Raw genomic sequence first — 17,195 nt, 5'->3', positions numbered from 1 at the left:
AAACCAGAATCCTTCAATTTGTCCTATTGTTTATATCGTTGACATGGCTCGCATGTTCCACCAATAAAAATTCTTTCACAAAGCGAGATGTGAAAAAGTCAGAAAAATTGATTGGACTTCATTTTGCCAATAAAGACATTGACACCCTTTATCCCTATTTAAAACGAAATCGTAGTGGCTTTGATTCATTACGTAAATACCCCTTGGGAAACAATGTTTTCCCTGCCGTCCGTTTTGACCCAACTCCATTTGGCTTTACCATGACCGAGCAACAGAATGGCACTGAGTGGGACATTCCAAACAATGTAGAAATACCGGAACCATACGATTTATTGGCCTTTTACACGATTCCTCAATTGGCCTCACTCATTAAAAACCAGAAAATCACTTCCACAGAGCTGACGAAATTCTTCTTGGCCAGACTCAAAAAATATCAACCTCTATTGCAATGCAGCATCACCATTACCGATAGCTTGGCATTGGAACAGGCGAAACGAGCCGACGAAGACATCAAAAATGGAAAATACCGTGGCATTCTGCATGGTATTCCCTACGGCACCAAGGATTTGATGGCGGTTCCAGGATACCCCACCACTTGGGGAGCTCTTCCATACAAAGACCAGGTAATCAATGAAACTGCAACCGTTGTTAAAAAACTTGAGGATTCGGGAGCCATTTTAGTGGCCAAATTGGTATCCGGGGCTCTGGCCCGAGGCGATGTGTGGTTCGGGGGGAAAACAAAAAATCCGTGGGACACCACGCAAGGAGCCAGTGGTTCCTCGGCAGGGTCAGGTTCGGCAACATCAGCAGGCCTTGTGCCATTTGCTTTGGGTACGGAAACCTTGGGATCCATAACTTCACCAAGCACACGAAACGGGGTTACCGGTCTACGCCCAACTTATGGTAGAGTAAGTCGCCATGGGGTAATGAGCCTGAGCTGGTCCATGGACAAAGTAGGTCCGTTGGGACGAAATGCAGAGGACTGTGCCATTGTTTTTGAGGCCATTCAGGGAAGAGACAAAAATGACCTGACCACCGTTGACCTTCCATTTGGTGTGAACTGGAAAAAGAACATCAAAAACCTTAGGGTAGCCTATTTGAAAAAAGACATTGAAAAGGATACCACCTTAACTGGCGACAATCTCAGAAATGCACTCAAATCCCTAGAGGAAATGGGTATTGAACCCACCGCAGTGGAAATGCCCAAAGATGTACCCTATCGTGGTTTCGATATTATCTTGAGAGCGGAAGCAGGAGCTTTTTTCGATGAACTTGTTCGTTCAAGAGATGTGGATATGATGGTGGAACAAAGTCAACGTTCCCGGGCCAACTCCCTAAGACAAAGTAGATTCATTCCCGCGGTGGAGTATATTCAGGCCAACAGACAGCGACAGCTGCTCATCCAAAAAATGCACGATTTGATGAAGGATTACGATGTTTTGATTTCCCCCACCTTCGGCAATAGCCAATTAATGGCCACGAACCTGACCGGACACCCGGTAATTTCGGTTCCTACGGGTCTGGATGATAAAAGTCACCCTACCAGCATGACATTTGTGGGCAATTTGTACGATGAGGAAAGTATTCTATTGTTGGCAAAAGCATTTCAGGACAACACCTCTTTTGATGAACTGCATCCGCCAGGGTATTGATCAAAGTTCCACGGCTGGGTCCCAAAAATATTTCTGGAAATCAACAATCTGGTTACCCTTGACGGGGATACCTTCATTTTCGAGAAGCTGTTGCATGATGTTGGAACCATCAAAATGATGCTTGCCCGTCAGCACACCCACCCGGTTGACCACACGATGTGCAGGGACTTCCTTGGCCAAGGAATTGTTCATGGCCCAACCTACCATTCGGGCACTTCGGGCTGCCCCCAAATATTTGGCAATGGCACCGTAAGATGTCACTCTGCCATACGGAATCTGTTTGGCCACTTCGTACACTTTGTCAAAGAAGTTTTTCTCCATCTTAGCGGTACATAATTCGAATCAGGGTAATAATCAGTAACAAGAACATCAAAGCGCTCAAAATATAGTTGGAGTTTTTGGAAAAACGGTCGCTCTTCGTTTCCAACTTATCAAAATAAAAGGTGTAGAGATACAAAACGGAGAAGGTACCTGCCCCTGCCGCCACTACAAAAGTGGTAATGTCCTTGGCTTCAAACTTTATCCAACCGGCCTCATTCCACATGGCATTCAAACCACTGTAATAGGGAATGGTCAATAAATTGAGGGCGGCCAACAAAACCCCTTTGAAAAAACTGTTTTTCTTGCTCAAGTTGACTTCCTTGATGGTTTGTTTTTTATTCCGCTTGGCCATCATGAAAAAATAAATCGCAAAAAAGGCAAAGACAGCCACAGCAATCTTGAACAATACGTCGACCACTTCTGGATTTCGATGTAAAAACTTGGAAATATATACCGCAATGTATGCCTGCACCATAATGGTGCTGGAAACACCCAAACTAAAGATCACTCCATTTAATTTCCCTTTTTCCACACTAACTTTGGCTGCATTCATATTGAGCAAACCTGGTGGCACGGTAGCCATAAAGGCTGCGGAGAATGTGGCGAAAAAGAGAATGAGTACGTGGGTCATTGGTTAGTTGATCCTAAATTGGATGTAGGTAATTGGTTTTCCGTTTTCAAGATACTGATTTTCATAGAAAGTCTGAATTTCGAGAACTTCTGAAGGAGCTCCTTCATTTTTGTACACATCGTGATTGGCGTATAAAATTTCATGTCCCAAACCCTGTAAAAGCCCCAAGGTATAGCCATGCATGTACTCACTATCGGTCTTTAGATTGATCAACCCGCCGGGCTTGAGGATTTTTTTGTAACGCTCCAAAAATACGGGATTCGTCATTCGGTGCTTGGTTCGTTTGTACTTTATCTGTGGATCGGGAAATGTGATCCAAATTTCACTGACCTCTCCTTTACCAAAAAGATGATCGACCAATTCAATCTGGGTTCGCAAAAAAGCTACGTTGTCCAATTTTTCCTCCAGTGCTGTTTTTGCACCTCGCCAAAACCGTGCTCCCTTTATATCAATTCCGATATGGTTTTTGTCTGGATTAATTTGTGCAAGCCCAACAGTATACTCCCCCTTGCCACAACCTAGCTCCAATACTATGGGATTATCATTTCCAAAAAAAGAGGCCCAGTTGCCCTTATACTTGAATCCTTCCAAAACATCCTCCCGTGTAGGCTGGATCACATTTGCAAATGTTTCGTTGTCTTTGAACCTTTTGAGCTTGTTCTTACTTCCCACTTTACTATTGATTGAGCAAAAAATTAATGATTTGGCAAAACTAAGGAAATCTAAAAGCAAATCGCATTTTGTTCTTTTGTTGTTATGAATTCTTCCAAACGTATTCTGGTCGCCCCATTGAACTGGGGGCTGGGACATTCCACTAGGTGCATCCCCATAATTCATGAATTATTGCGGCACGGACACCAACCGTTTATTGCATCAGATGGGGTGGCCCTATCCTTGCTCAAAAAAGAGTTTCCGGAATTACCTGCTTTTGAATTGCCTTCTTACAAGATTTCTTATGCCGAAAAGGGAAGGAATTTCAAAATAAAAATGATCTGGGATTCCCCCAAGGTGCTCAAAGCCATTGCGAAGGAAAAGAAAGCCGTGAAGCGTTTGGTCAAAGAGCATGGACTGGACGGAATCATTTCCGACAATCGATTGGGTGCCTACTACAAAAAGGTGCCTTGCGTGTTCATTACCCATCAACTCAACGTACTTTCGGGCAACACGACTTGGATGAGCTCCAAAGCACATCAAAAAATCATAAAAAAGTTTGATGCCTGTTGGGTTCCCGATGTGAAAGAAAAACCGAATTTGACGGGAAAACTGGGACATTTGAAAAAATCCAAATTGGACATTGCTTATTTAGGCCCTTTGAGCCGATTTGAAAAAAAAGAAACGCCAATTATCAATGATTTGATGGTTTTGCTCTCCGGTCCTGAACCACAACGGACCATGCTGGAGGAAAAGTTATTGGAGGAATTACAGGAGTTTGAAGGAAACATTCTTTTTGTGAAGGGCAAAATCGAGGATGAACAGGTCCAGGAAGAAATCCAGACGTCAAAAGGAAAAATCCTGCATTACAACTTTATGAAGTCCAACGAATTGGAAAAGGCCTTGAACCAAAGTGAAAAAGTCCTTTGTAGATCGGGATACACCACTGTCATGGACCTGGCCAAACTTGAGAAAAAAGCATTTTTCATCCCAACACCAGGTCAATACGAACAGGAGTATCTGGCCAAACGGATGCAAAAACAAGGTCTAGTACCTTATAGCTCGCAGGAAGACTTCAAAGTACAAGATTTATTCAAAATAAAGGACTTTGATGGATTAACTCAATTTGAATCCAGGGTGGATTTTGTCTCCTTGTTCGAAGTTTTCTCCGAAACCGGTGGTGTGGAAGCTTTTTCCAATGTAAAGGAAAACTCGGAACCTACATCGACCTCACTTTCCACATAGATTTTTTCGCCGTGGGCCTCTACGATATGTTTCACAATGGATAGTCCAAGGCCTGAGCCTCCTTCGTTCCGGCTTCCACTTTGGTCCACACGATAAAAACGTTCAAAAAGACGTGGAATGTGCTGTTTTTGAATTCCTCCGCCATTATCCGTAACCCGGACAATCACTTTGTTCTTGATAAGATTTTCCACACTTACCTCGGTGGTTCCTTTTGGCAAACCGTATTTAATGGAGTTAACCAATAGGTTACTTATGACTTGCTGTATTTTCTCCTTATCACCATTGACATAAACTGGATTGGGATACTCCATATCAAAAGTGAGGGAGATTTCCTTTTTAGCAGCCTTCATCTCCAAAAGCTCAAAGGTGTTTTGGATGAGCTCAATGATATCAAAGTCCTCCCGTTCCAACTTTAATTCGCCGGCTTCAAGTTTGGTGATCAAGTCAAGGTCCTTTACAATATAAATAAGGCGCTCCACCCCTTTATTGGCACGTTGCAGATATTTTTTTCGAAGTTTTTTGTCCTTCATGGCACCATCCAGTAGGGTAAGGATGTAACCTTGCACTGTAAAGAGCGGTGTTTTTAATTCGTGTGATACGTTTCCCAAGAAATCCTTTCGATATTCTTCCCGTATTTTCAGGGTATCGATCTCTATCTTCTTCCCTTCGGCAAATTTTTCAATTTCCTCCACCAAAGTTCTCATATCCGTGGTCACGGGCTTGGAGGAAAAAGATGAAGACTCCAAGAGGGAGACATCATCATAAATCCTTTTGATTCGCCTATATATGAAGCGCTCCACCCGAATCTGGATAATGGCGAAGCAAATGGTAAAACATATCAGGGCAAAAAGCAGGGTATGTGGCCAATCCATATGGTCCACATCCATGTGAAACCCTACAAATACCGCCGTGATCAAAATGGTAATAACCAAAGAAGACCGTAGTGCAAATTTGTATGATTTCTTTAGTTTAATGGCCATTAAAGCACAAACTTATACCCCACGCCCTTAACGGTTTTAAAGTGGTGGTCTCCGATTTTTTCACGTAATTTTCTAATGTGGACATCAATGGTTCTACCACCAACAACCACTTCGTTACCCCAAACTTTGTCCAGAATCACTTCCCGCTTGAAAACCTTGTTGGGCTTGGAAGTCAATAGGGACAATAGTTCAAATTCCTTTCTGGGCAATACCATCTCCTCGCCATCGTTCACGATTTTATACTCCTCACGGTTAATGACGATGTCCCCGACCTTGACAATATCCTCCACTTCTTTTTTATCGTCCTTCAACCTTCTCAGCAAAGCTTTCACTTTACTGACCAGAACTTTTGGCTTAATGGGTTTAGTAATGTAATCGTCAGCTCCGGCATCGAATCCTGCCACTTGTGAATAATCTTCACCTCGAGCTGTCAAAAAGGCAATTATAGTATTGTCCAATCCAGGGGTATTTCTAATCATTTCACATGCTTCGATACCATCCATTTCTGGCATCATCACATCCATAATGATAAGATGTGGGCTCTTCTTTTTGGCTTTGGCCACACCTTCCGCTCCATTTTTTGCCGTGAATACTTCGTAGCCTTCGGAAGAGAGGTTGTAGCTTATAATTTCCAGAATATCAGGTTCATCGTCTACCAATAGAATCTTAATGTCCTTGTTTTTCATGGGATGGTATTTCTGTGTTAATCGCCCAAATGTAAAGATAATACACTTACGGGATTAACGCTTAACATTCATTTAATCTAGTAACATTATTGTAACAGAACTGAAATAAACTCTTAACATACAACTAACACGGCTTTTACAACCTGTGGCGTTCTTTGCGCCAAATATATACCTGATAATGAAATATTTTTTAATGATTTTTGCCTTGGCGGCAACATCACTGGTCAGCGCCCAACAGTCCACGGGTAGCATCGTCGGTAAACTTACCGACCAAGAATACAATAATGAACCGCTTGCATTTGCCAATGTGGTCATTAAAGGCACAACAATAGGAACAACTTCCGATTTTGATGGTCTTTATGAGATTTCCGGGGTTGCACCGGGCACCTACACAATAGTTTACAGCTATTTGGGGTATGAGACCGTGGAGATACCGAATATAGTAGTTGAAGCTGGAAAAGTAACCAGCGTGGATGTTCCTATGAGCGCAGGGCAAGGGATGGCACTGGATGAAGTTGTGGTAACGACCGTTGCCAGAAAAGATTCGGAAACCGCACTTCTTCTCGACCAAAAACGAGCAATAGAAATCAAGGAAAGTATCGGAGCAGTAGAATTGGGGAACCTGGGTATCTCCGACGTTAAATCAGCGGCCACAAAAATTTCCGGCGTTACGGAAAGTGAAGCTTCTGGAGATGTTTTTGTTCGTGGTCTTGGTGACAGATATTTGACCACTACTTTTAACGGCCTTCCTATCCCATCTGATGACATTGAGAAAAAGAACATAGACCTTGGCTTGTTTCCAACCAGGGTAATTCAAAATGTGAGCATTAGTAAAACCTACTCTGCTGCCACTTCTGCAGACCAAGCTTCAGGTAATATAAATATTGCCTCCCGAGAACTTTCTGGCACTGGGGAATTGGAAGTTGGTGTTTCCATTGGAGCCAACACGAATGCCGTTGGCGACGGTTCTGATGGTGAAGGATACAAAGTATCAGCCAACTACGAGGACACTTCATTGGGTTTTTATGATACTGATATTGACATTTTAAGCCAGATAACCAATCAATCTTGGGATGCCAGCACAGTGGATACCCCAATGAACATGGGTGTCAATATTAGTGGTGGAAAATCCTTTTTCGACAACAAGTTCAAGGTGTTTGGTACATTGTCAAACTCAAAATCCCATAAATATTATAGTCCTGGCGAGTTTTTGGTTTATGACCAAGTTACTGTTACGGATTCCATTACAGACTTTCAACAATGGGAAACGGAGCACATCAACAATGCCATGTTGGACCTTACCTACCAAGATGACAAAAACATTGTTAAATCCGTGACCCTTTTTGTAAACACATTAAAAGATGTGGTGTCCGAAGCGGGTAGAAATGGATTTGGTAATATTCAGGAAGAAACATTGGGAAACTTCTCTGACTTTTTGAGAGATCAGAATACCAAGCAGACCCGTTTGTTCGTTACCCAGTTGATTGGTAACCATAAATTTGGCGAGAAAAATGTACTGGACTGGGCAGTGAGCTACAACAGACTTAATGCCGATGAGCCCAACAGGATTCGTAATATTATCAACTTTACAACTGACCCTGTTGAGGCTTTCCTTTATGAGAACAGTGCTTTCGAATCCAGAAAGCTTTCACAAATCATTGATGATGAGGAATACAATGGCCTTATCAAGGACAGACTTAAAATCATCGATGAAGAAAACAAAAGGTTTTACATCGACCTTGGAGTTAACTACAGGAAAAAGACCAGGGATTTTGAATCTAGTTTCTATGGTGTTTCCAATGTAGACGATAATAGACCTAGCTCTACATCTTTGGATGAATTGGATCAAATTTTTACCGATGCCAATTTCAACAATAATATTTTGGAAATCCTTTCTTTCCAAAACAATGAAGATGGGGAAGTAAAGGATGAATATACAGGTGAGTACGAATCCATGGCAGGATTTGCTCTTTTCAACGTTGGTTTTGGAAAATGGAATTTCAATGCCGGACTTAGGTTTCAGCAAGATGAAATCGTTGTTAACTATGATGTGACCAATGCCCCTGGTGGTGATGTTGGAACTATTTCCCGTGATTATTCCAATGTATATCCAAGTTTGAACGTCAAGTATTCCTTAAATGATGAACATGCTTTGCGCTTTGCTGCTAGCCGTAGTATCACGCTTCCCGAATTTAAGGAAATTGCACCTTTCCGCTATATCTCTCCAACAGGACAGCAAGTATTTGGTACTGTTGGCGAATTTGCTCTTGAGGCATCATTTTCCAACAATTTCGACCTTAAATGGGAATTCTTCCCTACAAGAGGCCAGTTGATTTCCGCATCCTTGTTCTATAAAAACATCGAGGACCCTATCAACAAAGTACGTGCACGTGGTTCCGATGGTGCTTTGTTCACTTTTAGAAACACAGGGGATAAAGCTACTATTTATGGAATTGAGCTTGAATCAAAAGTAGACATCATTACACCTCAAATGAACAATGAAGATGGTAATCCAATGGGACCTACATTAAGCTTGGTGTTGAATGCGAGTAGAATGTGGCACGAACAGGATTTGATCGAAAGAACTACAGACGAAGGGGCCATTATTGAGACCTTCCGTTATGGAACGAATAAAAATGCTCCTTTACAAGGTGCTTCTGATTGGATTATGAACAGTAGTTTAAACCTAGAAACTTCCAATGATTGGGTAGCTAACGTTTCAGCAAGCTTTGCTTCGGACAAGATTTTCGCGATGGGTTTTGCCCGTGCACAAGAAGACTGGGACACCCGTTACAATGATGCCATCCTGGAAAAAGGGTTTGTGGTATTGAACTCAAAAATCAGCAAGCAATTTGGGCAAAACTTCCAAGTTTCACTTTCCGGTCAAAACTTGCTCAATCCTAAAATCGAGCAGACCATTGAATATTTGACTTCAGAAAGTAGAGCTGAACTGGAGGCCTTCTCTGATGACAGGGATGTGCGCCTAGGGCCAGACGCCCCACAAAGGGAGACCATTACTGATGTAGTCCGATCCTATACACTAGGCAGAACATTTAGCCTAGGTCTTAAATACACTTTTTAATGCTAATCAATACAATAGTCTAATAATTAATCTAAATCACTTTCTTTATGAAAACGAAAATTTTGAAAATTTCAATGTTATCACTAGCCACATTGGCACTGGTTTTCACCAGCTGTAGTGGTGACGATAATGACCCTACCCCACCAGAAGAAGCTACTTGTAGCGATGGCATCCAAAACGGTGATGAAACTGGTGTTGACTGTGGAGGTTCCTGTGACGCTTGTGAGCCTACCGCTACCACATTGACCGGTTCTATTACTGAAGACACTGAATTGGATGCTTCTGAAACTTATATCCTTGAAGGTTCCTTGAGCATTGAATCCGGCGCAACTTTGACCATTCCCGCTGGGACTACGATTACCGCAGAAGTCGAATCCGGTGATGAGACAGAAACTTATATTGTAGTGCAAAAAGGTGGTATGATAGATATCCAAGGTACAGAAGGTAACCCTGTAATCTTGACTTCTGCCAATGAGGAGCCCGGTGATTGGGGTGGTTTAATCCTTGCTGGTAACGCAACCACTACCGAAGGTGTGGATGCAACTGCAGAGGTTGGTGGTATCATTTATGGTGGAACTGACGATGCCGACAACTCCGGTAGCATTGATTACTTGATCATCAACTATGCAGGTGCTCAAATCGATTCTGAATCCCAATACAATGGTCTTACACTTTACGCCGTTGGTTCTGGAACATCCATTAGCAATGTTGCCATCTTGAACGGTACTGATGACGGTGTGGAGTTCTTTGGTGGAACTGTTTCCGCTTCTAACTTCTACTTGGAAAACAACGAAGACGATGCCATCGACTGGACAGAAGGATGGAGTGGTACTTTGACCAACTCTTACGTAGTTCACACTGCTGGTTTCTCAACTGTGGTTGAGGCCGATGGTGCCAACAACAACCCAAGTTTGGTTAACTTGACCGCTGTTTCCTCAGTGGATGGGGTTGCTCTTCAGTTCAAAAAAGAATCTGGTGCGACCATCACAGGTCTTTCCTTGAACGGATATGAGACTTCTGTTTTGATGAGCGATGCTGGTCCTTTGGCCAATGTTCAAATCGAAGGTGAAGATGCTGATCCCAATCTTTCTTATGTTGGAGAAGCAACAGTGGACGTAGAAATGTTCGGATGGGTAAACTCTGCCATCGTAATCGAGGAGAGCAAGCTAACAGGTTCTCTTACATCAGATTTGACCCTTGATCCTGCTGTGGATTATTTCTTGGAAGGAACTTTCAGCGTTGAGGAAGGTGCTACATTGACCATCCCTGCCGGAACAAGAATTGTTGCCGATGTTGAGGAAGGTGATGAAACAGAAACTTACATAGTCATCCAAAAAGGAGCTATGATCGATATTCAAGGTACTGCCGCCGACCCTGTTGTGATGACTTCTTCCAATGAAGAGCCAGGTGACTGGGGTGGATTGGTTATCGCTGGAGACGCAACCACTACCGAAGGTGTGGATGCAACTGCTGAAGTGGGTGGAATTATCTACGGTGGTACCAACGATGCTGACGATTCTGGTAGCATCGAGTACTTGATTCTTAACTTTGCCGGTGCTCAAATCGACTCCGAATCCCAGTACAATGGTCTTACGCTTTATGCCGTTGGTTCTGGAACATCCATTAGCAATGTGGCTATCTTGAACGGTACTGACGACGGTGTGGAGTTCTTTGGTGGAACGGTTTCCGCTTCCAACTTCTACTTGGAAAACAACGAGGACGATGCCATCGACTGGACAGAAGGATGGAACGGCACCTTGACCAACGCATACGTTTTGCACACTGCTGGCTTCTCCACTGTTGTTGAGGCAGACGGTGCCAACGAAAACCCAAGCTTGGTTAACTTGACTGCTGTTTCCACAGTAGGAGGTACTGCTCTTCAGTTCAAAAAAGAATCTGGTGCGACCATCACAGGTCTTTCTTTGCAAGGATATGATACTTCTGTTTTGATGAGCGATGCTGGTCCTTTGGCCAATGTTCAAATCGAAGGTGCAGATGCTGATCCTAATTTGACTTATGAAGCTGTTGCTTCAGTAAACATCGATGATTTTGCTTGGGCAACTGGAAACGCTGAAGCACAATCGGCTACTTTGACAGGTTCTATGTCTTCAACGCTTACATTGGATGCTGATATTACTTATTACTTGAATAAGTCTTTCAGTATTGAAGACGGAGCTACCTTGAACATCCCTGCTGGCACAACCATTATTGCTGATGTTGAGGAAGGTGACGAAACGGAAACTTACATCGTAGTTCAGAAAGGTGGTACAATCAATGTGCAAGGTACAGCTGTCAATCCAGTTGTAATGACTTCTTCCAATGAAACTCCTGGTGACTGGGGTGGATTGGTAATTGCTGGTAACGCCACCACTACAGAAGGTGTGGACGCCACTGCAGAAGTTGGAGGCATTATCTACGGTGGTACCGAAGATGACGATGATTCTGGTAGCATCGAATACTTGATCATCAACTATGCTGGTGCTCAAATCGATTCTGAGTCCCAATACAACGGGCTTACACTTTATGCTGTAGGTTCTGAAACTTATATTGATAACGTAGCCATCAAGAATGGTACGGATGACGGTGTGGAGTTCTTCGGTGGAACGGTTTCCGCTTCCAACTTCTACTTGGAAAACAACGAGGACGATGCCATCGACTGGACAGAAGGATGGAACGGTACCTTGACCAACGCATACGTATTGCACACTGCTGGCTTCTCCACTGTAGTCGAGGCCGACGGTGCCAACGAAAACCCAAGCTTGGTTAACTTAACTGCTGTATCCACAGTAGCAGATCCAGACCCAACTCCTGGATCAACTGATTTGGTTGCTCTTCAGTTCAAAAAGGAATCCGGTGCAACTATCACGGGGCTTTCTTTGTCTGGTTACGATACTTCCGTATTGATGAGTGACAGTGGACCTTTGGCCAATGTTCAAATTGAAGGGGCAGATGCCGATCCTGCTTTGGTTTACGATGCAGCTGCCACTGTAGACGTAACAATTTTTGATTGGGCTAACTAATCAAGATTAGGTTTCATAATATTAAGAGCCCCCGTATCAACGGGGGCTTTTTGTTTACTATTCATTAATAATCAGGTAATCATATAGTAGTCTTTTTCTTATATTTTTAAATCAAAATAAAACACTACCATTATGAAAAAAATTACTTTGTTATTACTCTTTGCAGTAACATTCTCCTTTTCACAAACAATAGATGTAAAAGATTTTAAAATCAACGAATCTATTAATCAAACCTTTCCATCAAATACCAGATTTGATTTCGAATTTGAAATAAGGGGAGATTATACCTATTCCACTTATGGATATAATGAAATTAAATTGACCGTTTACAAAGGAAACAATACCTTATCCACCAATAAAATCACTCTAATTAGATGGAATCGTGAAGGTGATGAGAACATAAATTACAGCAACTATGTGCTCAAATCTTGGTATAGCTATTCAACCCAATCATTTTCAACCAGCGCTGGTCAAGTGTTCACGTTAAAAGTAGAGTATGCAGGTCTTACAGAAACTTACACGTACACCTACCCCAATCCCGATTCAGATGGTGACGGTATACCTGACAGCGAGGACGATTGCCCCAATGAATCTGGTCCAGCTTCCAATGATGGATGTCCAGGAGAACCAGATCTGTCCATCAATTTAAATGGCTCCGTAATTAATAGCGATTGCTTTGGCTGTGATAATTATTTTAGCCAAGTTGGAACAGACAGACACTACTTAAATAATCCCAGTGGAATGGCAAATATTGATGTATTAGTCCAAAACCTTGGCAATGCCTCATCTACTTCCACTACAGTTGGGTATTATATTTCTGCAAATAACACTTTTGAAAGTAATTCAGATACGCGAATAAAAACATCCAACATTGGGTCACTCGGTACAAACAGTGGAGATTATTCCTCTGTCACACTTTTTACATACGATTTTAACAGTGTCAGTGGTAATTTTTGGTTGCTGATTCGAGTTGACGATGATGATGACAACGACGAATCCAATGAAAATAATAATGTATTCGCTCTACGTTTTGCAATCAACTAAAAAGACTCAACAAATATAACTCTGTCATAAGAAAACAAAACCCATAACATGAAAACAAAATCCTTCATATCAAATATATTCTCAATTAGCTTAATCATATTGTTTATATCATGCTCAAACGATGAGAGTTCCTTTAATGGGAACCCAGAAACACAACAAAGCATGGTAAAGGCTGACGCAGCCCTAATCGCTCTTGGCGAAAATACCCTTAGAGATAGTTTAAGCTTGGAGTTGGTTATTCCAGAAAATGACTATGGTTTATCCAATACTGAGCCATTATTACTATTCCCGTTCTATAAATCCGCTGAAGCGGAATCTAAAACTTGGCTTCCTGTTCCAAATGTGCAGATTGGAAAAAATCTAAAGACTTATTATTCCAGAAGCAATGGTTTGACCCTTGTTCTCCATGCTGAAAAATTTGATAGCTCTATGCCCTACGGAAATAATTTGAAATTCAAGGAACTCAATATCATTGCGGTAAGACCTTCCAAAATATCTGGGTTAACACGTAATGAGCTAGATGTAAGGGATTATAACCAAATGATAGACTATTTAGATTTAAAATAATAAAAACCGAGCGTTTGAATATTAAAATGGCGGGTAAGCATATCCGCCATTTTTATTTTATGGTTTCTTGTAATAGGTTGCATTTCATCGAAAAGTAACCCCCTAATCGTCAAATGGTTCAACAATCGCATCACTATTTTTATATATTTGTGGCATACCGTTTGTATCCATTAACGTATGAAGCACTTTTACCTCGTCATTTTTTTATTTGTCTGTTCACTTGGGTTTTCTCAGGAAAACGCCAGTTCCAGTGCGGATATTGACGGGTTTAAGCTCTATCCCAACCCTGTTACTCAAGGTAAGGTCTACATTGAGACTGCGGAAAACTCCCCCAAGAAAATCCTTGTTTTTGATGTGTTGGGCACACAAGTGCTCCAAACCACCATTATTGGAAAGGAACTCAACCTTTCCGAACTCACTAAAGGGGTCTACATTCTAAGGGTTTTTGAAAAAAACAAGGTTGCCACTAGAAAGCTCATTGTGAAGTAGTTCACTCCATTTTTCCTTGCTTTTCATACATCTAAACCACAGCATTCAACGCTTTACAACCCGTTTTAGTGTTTTCACAACATAAAATGGTCAACTTTTCCCTGTTTATCTACTTTTATATTGCACATATACCCCAAATCAGCTTATATGAAGAAAATCTACTTTGTTTTACTTATGGCTATACCATTACTTTCTTTCGGTCAAGACCTAGTGACAATTAACAATGAACCGGCACAACAGCTCAAGGGTTTTAAAATGTACCCCAATCCTGTTTATGGGAGTGAAGTATATATTACCACAGAGACCAACGGAACCAAAGACATTAAGGTATATGATGTGTTTGGAGAAGCCGTTCTCACAAAAAGAATCACCACCAATACACTGGACATTTCCAGATTGGTTCCAGGCGTTTATGTGCTCCAAGTGACTGAACGCAAAAAAACAATGACGCGAAAACTCGTCGTCAAGTAAAATAAATAACCCCACATTTTAAAGGCCCTTTTCACGAAGGGCTTTTTTATTTTTGGGTACTTTTGGAACCAAATGAAGCAGATTGATACCCATCGGATTTTCAACATCGCCAATGCTGGTGAATTTGACACAGTGGCACTGGATGTTTTTAGGTTTCAGTATGAAAACAACAAGGTTTACAAGGGTTTTTGCGGCCACTTGAAAAAATCCCCTAAAAATGTTTCCCACCATCTGGAAATCCCCTTTTTGCCCATATCATTTTTTAAAACACACCAAGTGGTTTCGAGTCAACAGGAGCCGCAAACCATTTTTACCAGTAGTGGAACCACCCAAAGCACCACAAGCAAACATTTGGTCCCCGATATTAAACTGTATGAAGAAAGTTTCCTTAAGGCATTTGGACTATTCTATGGTAAACCTGAAGAATTCTGTGTGCTGGCACTATTGCCATCATATTTAGAGAGAGAGGGTTCATCATTGATTTACATGGTCAACAGCCTTATTGAAAAATCCCAACACCCCAATAGTGGGTTTTATCTTCACAATCTTGAAGAACTCCATCAAAAACTGCAGGAATTGGAACAAAAAGGTACCAAAACCTTGCTCATCGGGGTTTCCTTTGCACTTTTGGACTTGGCCGAGCAATTTCCTTTATCCTTAAAAAATACCATTGTAATGGAAACTGGCGGCATGAAAGGACGGCGTAAAGAGCTTATCCGTGAAGAACTGCACATGATTTTGAAAAAAGGGCTGGGTGTTCATAAAATTTATTCAGAATATGGGATGACGGAACTTTTGTCACAAGGATATTCCAAAGGCAACGGTACATTCCAAACCCCACCTTGGATGAAAATCATCACACGTGACACCGAGGACCCTTTGACCATACAGCCTAACGGAAAAACGGGCGGCATCAATGTTATCGATTTGGCCAACCTGTATTCCTGCTCATTCATAGCCACACAAGATTTAGGGAAAACCCATCCAAACGGAACTTTTGAGGTGTTGGGCCGTTTTGATGACTCCGATATCAGAGGCTGTAATTTGATGGTGCTGTAAACTACTCCACTACGAGTACAAAATAGTTCTTTTTGCCTCGTTGAAGCAGCACAAATTTATCATTGATCAAGTCTGAAGCAGTTATCAAGTAATCCTCTTTCACTTTTCCCTTGTTCACGGAAATGGAGTTTTGCTTCAATTCCCTTCTGGCTTCCCCATTGGAACCTAAAAACTCCGTTTTGGCCGCCAATGCCCCGATCATATCCAAACCGGGCTCAAGTTCTTCTTTGCCCACCGTTGCTTGGGGAACCCCGTCAAAAACATCCAAAAATGTCTTTTCATCAAGTTGTTTTAAATCATCCGAAGTGGATTTCCCAAAAAGGATGTTACTCGCTTTGATGGCATTGTCCAAATCTTCTTGGGAATGTACCATCACGGTAACTTCTTCCGCCAATCTCTTTTGCAATGCCCTCATGTGAGGTGCTTCTTTATGTTCAGCTACCAGACCCTCAATCTCCTGCTGAGTCAAAAACGTGAAGATTTTGATGTATTTCTCGGCATCTTCATCGGAAGTGTTCAACCAATATTGGTAAAACTTATAGGGAGACGTTCTTTCAGCATCCAACCAAACGTTCCCACCTTCGGTTTTTCCGAATTTGGTACCATCCGCTTTGGTAATCAATGGACAAGTAAGGGCAAAGCCTTTCCCCCCGCCGATTCTTCGGATAAGTTCCGTGCCCGTTGTAATGTTTCCCCACTGGTCGCTACCGCCCATTTGCAACGTACAATCATGGTTTTGGTAGAGGTACAGAAAATCATACCCCTGGACCAACTGATAGGTAAACTCGGTAAAGGACATTCCTTCCTTGGCATCCGAAGAAAGACGTTTTTTCACGGAATCCTTCGCCATCATGTAGTTGACGGTAATGTGCTTGCCAACATCACGGATGAACTCCAAGAACGAAAAGTTCTTCATCCAATCGTAATTATTGACAAGTACCGCAGCATTGTCCTCCCCACTTTCAAAATCCAAAAAACGACTCAATTGCTCTTTTAGGGCATCCTCATTGTGTCGAAGTGTTTTTTCATCCAACAAATTTCGCTCCGCGGATTTGCCCGATGGGTCTCCGATCATCCCCGTTGCGCCTCCGACCAAAGCATAGGGCTTGTGGCCGGCCAACTGAAAATGTTTGAGCATCATAACACCTACCAAATGGCCAATATGAAGAGAATCCGCCGTAGGGTCTATCCCAACATAAGCGGCGCGCATTTCTTCCATAAGGTGTTCCTCGGCTCCTGGCATCACATCGTGTACCATTCCCCTCCATTGCAATTCTTGAACAAAATTCTTCGTCAT

At 42.2% G+C, this 17,195-nt stretch carries 14 protein-coding genes and 1 pseudogene; 9 read left to right on the top strand and 6 right to left on the bottom strand.

Annotation, left to right across the window (positions count from 1 at the left end; translation table 11 throughout):
• Positions 1-89 precede the first annotated feature (89 nt).
• Positions 90-1,652, top strand: coding sequence for an amidase (locus tag PY092_RS03330; RefSeq protein WP_275614433.1), 1,563 nt, complete (start codon positions 90-92; stop codon positions 1,650-1,652).
• On the opposite strand, the gene PY092_RS03325 is transcribed toward PY092_RS03330, so the two are convergent.
• Genes PY092_RS03325 through trmB form a run of 3 tightly spaced genes read right to left on the bottom strand, consistent with a single transcriptional unit; the run spans position 1,653 to position 3,276 of the window.
• Positions 1,653-1,973 carry an MGMT family protein gene (locus tag PY092_RS03325; protein WP_275614432.1) on the bottom strand — a complete coding sequence of 107 codons (321 nt, stop codon included), beginning with the start codon at positions 1,971-1,973 and terminating at the stop codon, positions 1,653-1,655.
• 1 nt (position 1,974) lies between these two features.
• Positions 1,975-2,604 (bottom strand): LysE family transporter, encoded by a 630-nt coding sequence (locus PY092_RS03320; protein WP_275614431.1) that lies wholly within the window; start codon positions 2,602-2,604, stop codon positions 1,975-1,977.
• A 3-nt stretch (positions 2,605-2,607) separates the two neighbouring features.
• Entirely contained in the window at positions 2,608-3,276 is a 669-nt protein-coding gene (gene trmB / locus PY092_RS03315; protein ID WP_275614430.1) for a tRNA (guanosine(46)-N7)-methyltransferase TrmB, read from the bottom strand.
• An 84-nt stretch (positions 3,277-3,360) separates the two neighbouring features.
• Here trmB and PY092_RS19655 point away from each other — a divergent pair.
• Positions 3,361-4,338: pseudogene (locus tag PY092_RS19655) on the top strand (glycosyltransferase); the annotation flags it as partial.
• Between the two features lie 38 nt (positions 4,339-4,376).
• On the opposite strand, the gene PY092_RS03305 reads toward PY092_RS19655, so the two are convergent.
• Together PY092_RS03305 and PY092_RS03300 are read right to left on the bottom strand one after the other, a co-directional pair.
• Positions 4,377-5,480: a sensor histidine kinase gene (locus PY092_RS03305; protein WP_275614429.1), complete on the bottom strand. Its 1,104-nt coding sequence runs from the start codon at positions 5,478-5,480 to the stop codon at positions 4,377-4,379.
• Positions 5,480-6,166, bottom strand: a complete 687-nt coding sequence (locus PY092_RS03300; RefSeq protein ID WP_275614428.1) for a response regulator transcription factor — start codon at positions 6,164-6,166, stop codon at positions 5,480-5,482. The genes PY092_RS03305 and PY092_RS03300 overlap by 1 nt, the downstream gene beginning before the upstream one ends.
• 178 nt (positions 6,167-6,344) lie before the next feature.
• Between PY092_RS03300 and PY092_RS03295 the strand changes: the two genes are divergently transcribed.
• The 7 genes from PY092_RS03295 (at position 6,345) to PY092_RS03265 (ending at position 15,898) form a co-directional block, all read left to right on the top strand.
• Positions 6,345-9,248 (top strand): TonB-dependent receptor, encoded by a 2,904-nt coding sequence (locus tag PY092_RS03295; protein ID WP_275614427.1) that lies wholly within the window; start codon positions 6,345-6,347, stop codon positions 9,246-9,248.
• 47 nt (positions 9,249-9,295) lie between these two features.
• The gene (locus PY092_RS03290) at positions 9,296-12,268 is read left to right on the top strand and encodes a beta strand repeat-containing protein (RefSeq protein ID WP_275614426.1); all 2,973 of its coding nucleotides are present in this window, start codon (positions 9,296-9,298) and stop codon (positions 12,266-12,268) included.
• 132 nt (positions 12,269-12,400) lie between these two features.
• Positions 12,401-13,312, top strand: coding sequence for a CARDB domain-containing protein (locus PY092_RS03285; RefSeq protein WP_275614425.1), 912 nt, complete (start codon positions 12,401-12,403; stop codon positions 13,310-13,312).
• 48 nt (positions 13,313-13,360) lie between these two features.
• Complete coding sequence (locus PY092_RS03280) at positions 13,361-13,879, top strand: hypothetical protein (RefSeq protein WP_275614424.1); 519 nt, start codon at positions 13,361-13,363, stop codon at positions 13,877-13,879.
• Between the two features lie 177 nt (positions 13,880-14,056).
• Positions 14,057-14,368, top strand: a complete 312-nt coding sequence (locus PY092_RS03275) for a T9SS type A sorting domain-containing protein (protein ID WP_275614423.1) — start codon at positions 14,057-14,059, stop codon at positions 14,366-14,368.
• Positions 14,369-14,515: 147 nt separating this feature from the next.
• A complete protein-coding gene (locus tag PY092_RS03270; protein WP_275614422.1) occupies positions 14,516-14,839 on the top strand; it encodes a T9SS type A sorting domain-containing protein in 324 nt (107 codons plus the stop codon).
• 72 nt (positions 14,840-14,911) lie between these two features.
• Entirely contained in the window at positions 14,912-15,898 is a 987-nt protein-coding gene (locus PY092_RS03265; protein ID WP_275614421.1) for a LuxE/PaaK family acyltransferase, read from the top strand.
• Between the two features lies 1 nt (position 15,899).
• Here PY092_RS03265 and tyrS read toward each other — a convergent pair whose 3' ends face one another.
• Positions 15,900-17,195: a tyrosine--tRNA ligase gene (gene tyrS, locus PY092_RS03260; RefSeq protein ID WP_275614420.1), complete on the bottom strand. Its 1,296-nt coding sequence runs from the start codon at positions 17,193-17,195 to the stop codon at positions 15,900-15,902.

Source organism: Flagellimonas yonaguniensis, from assembly GCF_029193885.1.
Taxonomy (GTDB): Bacteria; Bacteroidota; Bacteroidia; order Flavobacteriales; family Flavobacteriaceae; genus Flagellimonas; species Flagellimonas yonaguniensis.
This window is presented reverse-complemented; position numbering and strand designations above follow the sequence as displayed.